Genomic DNA, 5,763 nt, shown 5'->3' with positions numbered 1-5,763 from the left:
CGTTGCCAGACACTGATCTGGATCAAGAAAACTGCGAAACTCTAGTTATTGAATCACAATAGGGCAGCCGTGTCCAGATGCTAAGATTCCTATTAGTAGCAACATCCCTACCGCGCATCCTCGCCAGCGTCGCTGGACAGGTGATCGTCGAGCTTGCGCAATGCACCTTGCTTCTCCGCCATCGGAGCCTGTCAATCCCGATGAGACATCAGGCTGCTTGGTTCGTGGGTAGCGCCTCCTCGGTCTCGATGATCGCTGGGGGCTGGTTGATCCACGCCTCGGTCGGCAGCGCGGGTGGGGTCGGCCGGCGACGATCACGACTCCGGGGGTGCGCCCCTGGGACAGCAGCAGCGGCAGCGCCGCCCCGATCCGCTTCTTGAGTTCCCGATCGTATCAGGCGATCTGGCGGAGGTCATTACCGTAGTCGAAGATGATCCGCATGCGTGCGCCCAACGCCCGGGCGTATCGGCTCAGGGTTGCCACCTCGTTCACGTCCAGATCACCGTTTTCGATCTGGCTTATCCGGCCAGGTGAGACGCCCATCAGATCGGCGACCTGACGCTGTGTCAAACCAAGGCGCTTGCGCTCCTCGGCCAGGTGGTAGGCGCTGGCCCACGCCTCCGTACGCGCTCGTTCCACGGCGAGTGCCGCGTCATCGCCGTCATGGAGCTCGGCGCGGATGTCCTCCCAGTCATGGAACTCGGTCATGAGCCCTCCCGCCGTTTCCGTTCGACGGCCAGCCAGCCGTCGTAGACAACCTCTGCCGCAGGAATCGCAGCCCTGTACCAGTGCGACCAGTCGCCGGCCTTGTTCCCCGCGACCAGCAGCACGGCCTGCGACCATGGATCGAACACGAAGATCACTCGGATGGCCACCTCGCGGCCCGACCGCGGTCGGAGCTCCTTGAGGTTGCTGATCGTTGATCCCTTGAGGGTGTCGACCAGCGGGCGCCCGAGCGCCGGCCCGGCCTCGGCGAGCATGTCGATTGCCGCGTTGACGGATCGGTAGCTGTCCGGCTCCTCCCGGCGCAGCGAACGCARCCACTCTCGCACCTCGGAGGTGRCCTTGATCGTCCACCGGGCGGGCGTTGCGGCCATTGGTCAACTATAGCTCAAGCTAAACATGGATCCGGGTGAGTGCAGGTGACGATTGATCGAATATTTCCAATCAACACCACTGAGCTCTGGTCGCCGACAGTATGATCGCGTGTGTGATCCGCAACCGTGCTGGTGGGGGTGTTTGTGGTGCGTTGCCGAGCGCACCCTGYTTGACCTGCGGTTTTTCTCCTATTCGATCTTCTTGTGACCTGTCGGGTGTGCGCGGGGTGTGCGCGGCCCGAGTGGGTGGAGTGCGGGGGACGAGTCGGGCGGCGCCTTCGGCGGCTTCCCGGGCGAGTTCTTCCAGGACCGAGGTGTAGGTGTTGACCGTCACCTCGTGGCTGGAGTGGCCGAGGGTCTCCTGGATGACCTTCAGGTCCGCGCCGCCGCCGTGCATGAGGGTGGCGGCGACGTGCCGGGCATCGTGAAGGCGGATCGGGGGTACCCCGGCTCTCGCGATCTGGTCCTGGAACTCGGCGGAGACGGCGGCGGGATGCAGAGGATCGCCGTCGAGGGTCRTGAACACCGGTCCTGAGGGGTCCCAGTCGAGGCCCATGGCGCGGCGCTCGTCGTGCTGCCGTTCCCGATGACGGTTAGAACTCCTCGACAGTGAGGTCGTCGAGGAGCAGTTCCCGCACTCCCGCGTCGGTCTTGGGCCTGGTGCGCTGCACCTTCCAGCCGACGACGACGAGCTGCCACTGGATGAGGATCTTCTTTTGGTCGAGGTCGACGTCCGGCCAGTTCAGAGCGCATGTCTCTTCACGGCGCGGCCCTCTGTAGGTCACGAGGTGATAGTGAAGCGATCCCGGCGGGTAGGCACGGATGTTCCCGCAGCCGCGGTCGAGGGTGAACACGATCCGGTTCTCGGCAACCGCAGCAGCGAGCACCTCCGGATCGGAGCGGCCCGACAGGTTCTCCGCAAGCACGGTATCGGCATCGATCCCGTGCTTGGCGAGTCGCTCGGCAAGGGAGACCGGGAGACCCTCGTCCAGCTTGACCTTCACGGCGCGGTACGAAGCGGCACGAGATCCTCCCGCGCCAGACGCGCCCCGTAGGCAGCGGCCGCACGGATCCCCGACACGGTCAGCGACGGGTACTCCGCGATGATCTCACCGTCGGACATACCGTCGGCAAGGCAGTCGAGCACGACACTCACCGGCACCCGGGTCCCCCGGATACACGCCTGCCCATGACCGACTGTCGGGTCGGCCACGACGAGCGCCAGAAGATCTTCCGCCATGCCTCCCAGTATGCTCCCGGATCTCAGCGTCGAGCGCCCGTCACGTGGTCCAAGCCGTGGCACGAGTGACAGCCAAGTTGACAGCCAAGCCGCTGGACGCGGGTGGACGTCGACGGATACCGGTGGACGGAACGCTCATGGTCAGCAGACAGGGYGGACGTTGACAGACGTCGACGGAAGATCCAAATCTAACTACGGATCAGAAGGTTGGGGGTTCGAGTCCCTCGGCGGTTGCAACGCGTCGGTGTTCGGGCGGTTCGACGTCTGCGAGCCGGCGGGCCAGGCGCTGTTCGGCGCGGGCGAGTGCCTCGTCGCGTGCCGGGAGTACCTGGTGGGCGCCGAGGCGTGCAGGTCTGGCGGAGCGGGGCGTCGCTGGTGGCGAACGCGCAGGGCCGCCGCCGCCCGCAGACCGAGCAGACCGCTTCCGGGAGTGTGAAGCAGTTCACGCAGATGTCGGGCTGGTCGTCGTGCGCGCGCAGACCGGCACCGCCGCGGTAATCACGTCGGCGGGCAGCGACGGGTCGGCGGCCGCGACCGCGGCGGTCACCGCCACCCAGCGGGCCGCCGCCGTCGCGAGCCGTGACGCCCAGGGGCTGGTCATGACCCGACCCCCGGGCCGGGGATGGCGGTGATGTCGGCGCGCCGGGGCCGGCCCCAATAGGGCTCGACCAGGTCTCCGGGCGCGCAGCCGAGGATGTCGCAGAGCGCGGCGAGTGTGGCCAGCGACAGCCGCTCCGGGATGCCGGTCACCAACCGGTAGACCTGCTCGCGGGAGAGCCGGACACCCCGCTCGGCGAGCAGCGGGACCAGCGCCGTCGTCGCGAACAGCCCACGCTCGGCCATCAGCTTCCGCAGATGCCAGTGGTAGCCGACCTGCGCGCTTCAGTCGGTGGCCAACAGCCCATTCAGTCGCGACAGCGTGGGTTCGTCCGGCACGGTGGAGCTGCCGCCCGCCCAGGCGCCGATGCGCGGCCGCAGCCACTCCCGGAGCTCGACCGCGGCGACGGCGATGCGGTCGAGCTCCTCGGATCCGAACCGGGCAGGCAGCGCCTCTCGTTCGGCCGTGCCGACAAGCCCCGTGAGCTGGAGCCAGCGCAGGTAGCTCCAGCCATCGGCGATCAACTCGATCGGGCCGTCCGCCGAGAAGGCGAGGCTGTTGACGAAGTCCAGCACCGGATGATCGCCCAACCCGATCAGCACGTCCGGGTTCATCGGAGACCTCCCCTCGAGCCGATCACCCAAATAACCACTCCACTTCCTCTTGAGAGGTTACTCCCTCGCCAAAGTAATCGTCTTAGATATCTTTTTTAGATATCTTTTATGGACCACCGGGGCCGCTGCGCCCGCTGAGCCCCCTGCGCCCGACGGGGCCCGCCGCTGACCGGCGGAAGCCCGTCGGAACGGTCGGTCAGGAGTTGGCCACAGCGGTCAGGGGTTGGCCACCGGAAGGTAGATSCGATTGCCGGCGGCGTTGAACTCGGCGGCCTTCTCGCGCAGGCCGGCGGTGACCGCCTCGTCGCCGGCCGGGTCCGCGCCATGCCCGGCCGGGTCCAGCCCGTCCCCGCCCGCGTGTGCCCGCACCTGGTGGGAAATCTTCATCGAGCAGAAGTGCGGGCCGCACATCGAACAGAAGTGCGCCGACTTCGCGGCCGGGGCCGGCAGCGTCTCGTCGTGGAACGCGCGTGCGGTGTCGGGGTCGAGCGCGAGGTGGAACTGGTCGGCCCAGCGGAATTCGAACCGGGCGTCCGACAGGGCGTCATCCCAGGCCTGCGCGCCGGGATGCCCCTTAGCGAGGTCGGCGGCGTGCGCGGCGATCTTGTAGGCGATAACGCCGGCCTTGACGTCGTCCCGGTCGGGCAGGCCGAGATGCTCCTTCGGGGTGACGTAACAGAGCATGGCGGTACCGGCCCATCCGATCATCGCCGCCCCGATCGCGGAGGTGATGTGGTCGTAGCCGGGGGCGATGTCGGTGGTCAGCGGCCCGAGGGTGTAGAACGGCGCGTCGTGGCACAGCTCCCGCTGCAGCTGCACGTTCTCCTCGATCTTGTTCATGGGCACGTGCCCGGGTCCCTCGATCATCACCTGGACGTCGTGCTCCCACGCCACCTGCGTCAACTCGCCCAGGGTGGCGAGCTCGGCGAGCTGGGCCTCATCGTTCGCGTCCGCGATGGACCCGGGCCGCAGGCCGTCGCCCAGAGAGAACGTGACGTCGTACGCGGCGAAGATCTCGCACAGCTCGGCGAAGTGGGTGTAGAGGAAGTTCTCCTCGTGATGGGCCAGGCACCAGGAGGCCAGGATCGAGCCGCCGCGCGAGACGATCCCGGTCCTGCGCCGCGCGGTCAGCGGCACGTAGCGCAGCAGCACCCCCGCGTGGACCGTCATGTAGTCCACACCCTGCTCGCACTGCTCGATCACGGTGTCCCGGTAGACCTCCCAGGACAGCTTCTCCGGCCGGCCACCGACCTTCTCCAACGCCTGGTAGATCGGCACGGTCCCGACCGGCACCGGCGCGTTACGGATGATCCACTCACGGGTCAGGGCGATGTCCGACCCGGTCGAGAGGTCCATCACGGTGTCCGCGCCCCAGYGGGTCGCCCACACCATCTTCTCGACCTCCTCCTCGATCGAGGAGGTAACGGCCGAGTTGCCGAGGTTCRCATTGATCTTCACGAGAAACGCACGGCCGATCGCCATCGGCTCGGACTCGGGATGGTTCACGTTCGCCGGCAGCACGGCCCGCCCCGCGGCGATCTCCGCCCGCACCGTCTCGACGGGAAGACCCTCCCGCAGGGCGACGAACTCCATCTCCCGAGTGATCTGACCGCGGCGGGCGTAGCCCAGCTGGGTTATGGAAGGCCGTCCCGGCACCGCCCGACGGGGCACTCGCACCCGCCCGTCGAGATCCGTCCCGCCGAGACCGAGCGTCCCAGAACCGAGCGTCCCAGAACCGAGCGTCCCAGGACCCGATGCCCCGGTCCCGGGAACGGTCCGCCGCTCATCCGGCGCGGTGTCGCCACGCTGGGCGATCCAGCTGTCCCGCGTCGCCGGCAGACCCCGGCGCACATCGATCGTCACCCCCGGATCGGTATATGGACCGGAGGTGTCGTACACCACGACGGTGTCACCCGTGGTCAGCACGATCTCCCGCATCGGCACCCGCAGATCGGGATCCRCTCCGACCAGCCAGGTCTTGCGGCTGCCCGTCAGCGGACCCGTCGAGACCGCCGTCATCCCCGCGGCCGAGACGGACGACGAGGAGGACGAGGACGAGACGGACGGGGRGGATGCGGYGGACGACAAGGATGAGGTGGACGGGGACGAGGTGACGGYCTTCGAGGTGGACGAGGACGAACGGTCGGTACGCGACACCATGTAAGACTCCCTACGCCGGCATTACCCGGACAGGTTCCTGCGGTCGGCGGCCCC

Annotated in this window: 10 protein-coding genes; 1 reads left to right on the top strand and 9 read right to left on the bottom strand. The window is 67.7% G+C overall.

Features of this window, described 5'->3' with window-relative positions; translation table 11 throughout:
- Positions 1-393: 393 nt before the first annotated feature.
- The 9 genes from KBI5_RS19465 to thiC all read right to left on the bottom strand — a co-directional run bounded on the left by KBI5_RS19465 (position 394) and on the right by thiC (position 5,568).
- Complete coding sequence (locus KBI5_RS19465) at positions 394-708, bottom strand: helix-turn-helix transcriptional regulator (protein WP_011434855.1); 315 nt, start codon at positions 706-708, stop codon at positions 394-396.
- On the bottom strand, positions 705-1,097 hold the full coding sequence (locus tag KBI5_RS19460) for a type II toxin-antitoxin system RelE/ParE family toxin (protein ID WP_085016042.1): 393 nt from the start codon (positions 1,095-1,097) through the stop codon (positions 705-707). Before KBI5_RS19460 ends, KBI5_RS19465 begins: the two co-directional genes overlap by 4 nt.
- Positions 1,098-1,167: 70 nt before the next feature.
- Positions 1,168-1,653, bottom strand: coding sequence for a tyrosine-type recombinase/integrase (locus tag KBI5_RS19455; RefSeq protein WP_085016041.1), 486 nt, complete (start codon positions 1,651-1,653; stop codon positions 1,168-1,170).
- 37 nt (positions 1,654-1,690) lie between these two features.
- A complete protein-coding gene (locus KBI5_RS28055) occupies positions 1,691-2,101 on the bottom strand; it encodes a DUF5615 family PIN-like protein (RefSeq protein ID WP_011434852.1) in 411 nt (136 codons plus the stop codon).
- On the bottom strand, positions 2,098-2,337 hold the full coding sequence (locus KBI5_RS19445) for a DUF433 domain-containing protein (protein ID WP_011434851.1): 240 nt from the start codon (positions 2,335-2,337) through the stop codon (positions 2,098-2,100). Before KBI5_RS19445 ends, KBI5_RS28055 begins: the two co-directional genes overlap by 4 nt.
- A gap of 442 nt (positions 2,338-2,779) precedes the next feature.
- The gene (locus tag KBI5_RS26510) at positions 2,780-2,938 is read right to left on the bottom strand and encodes a hypothetical protein (RefSeq protein WP_023840839.1); all 159 of its coding nucleotides are present in this window, start codon (positions 2,936-2,938) and stop codon (positions 2,780-2,782) included.
- On the bottom strand, positions 2,935-3,192 hold the full coding sequence (locus KBI5_RS19440; protein ID WP_330218951.1) for a helix-turn-helix transcriptional regulator: 258 nt from the start codon (positions 3,190-3,192) through the stop codon (positions 2,935-2,937). Before KBI5_RS19440 ends, KBI5_RS26510 begins: the two co-directional genes overlap by 4 nt.
- Before the next feature lie 27 nt (positions 3,193-3,219).
- Positions 3,220-3,537: an ABATE domain-containing protein gene (locus KBI5_RS19435; protein ID WP_160323712.1), complete on the bottom strand. Its 318-nt coding sequence runs from the start codon at positions 3,535-3,537 to the stop codon at positions 3,220-3,222.
- A 228-nt stretch (positions 3,538-3,765) separates the two neighbouring features.
- Positions 3,766-5,568 carry a phosphomethylpyrimidine synthase ThiC gene (gene thiC / locus KBI5_RS19430; RefSeq protein WP_133057086.1) on the bottom strand — a complete coding sequence of 601 codons (1,803 nt, stop codon included), beginning with the start codon at positions 5,566-5,568 and terminating at the stop codon, positions 3,766-3,768.
- Here thiC and KBI5_RS27105 point away from each other — a divergent pair.
- Positions 5,528-5,713: a hypothetical protein gene (locus KBI5_RS27105; protein WP_198537816.1), complete on the top strand. Its 186-nt coding sequence runs from the start codon at positions 5,528-5,530 to the stop codon at positions 5,711-5,713. The two genes, thiC and KBI5_RS27105, sit on opposite strands and share 41 nt — an antisense overlap.
- Positions 5,714-5,763: the final 50 nt, after the last annotated feature.

The organism is Frankia sp. KB5 (assembly GCF_002099325.1).
Lineage (GTDB): Bacteria > Actinomycetota > Actinomycetes > Frankiales > Frankiaceae > Frankia > Frankia casuarinae.
The sequence above is the reverse complement of the archived record's forward strand: the minus strand, read 5'-3'. Positions and strand labels throughout refer to the sequence as shown.

Excerpts from the sequence above, each read along its gene's own strand:
- KBI5_RS26510 (WP_023840839.1), bottom strand. The coding sequence starts at position 2,938 with ATGACCAGCCCCTGGGCGTCACGGCTCGCGACGGCGGCGGCCCGCTGG.
- KBI5_RS19445 (WP_011434851.1), bottom strand. The coding sequence starts at position 2,337 with ATGGCGGAAGATCTTCTGGCGCTCGTCGTGGCCGACCCGACAGTCGGT.
- KBI5_RS19465 (WP_011434855.1), bottom strand. The coding sequence starts at position 708 with ATGACCGAGTTCCATGACTGGGAGGACATCCGCGCCGAGCTCCATGAC.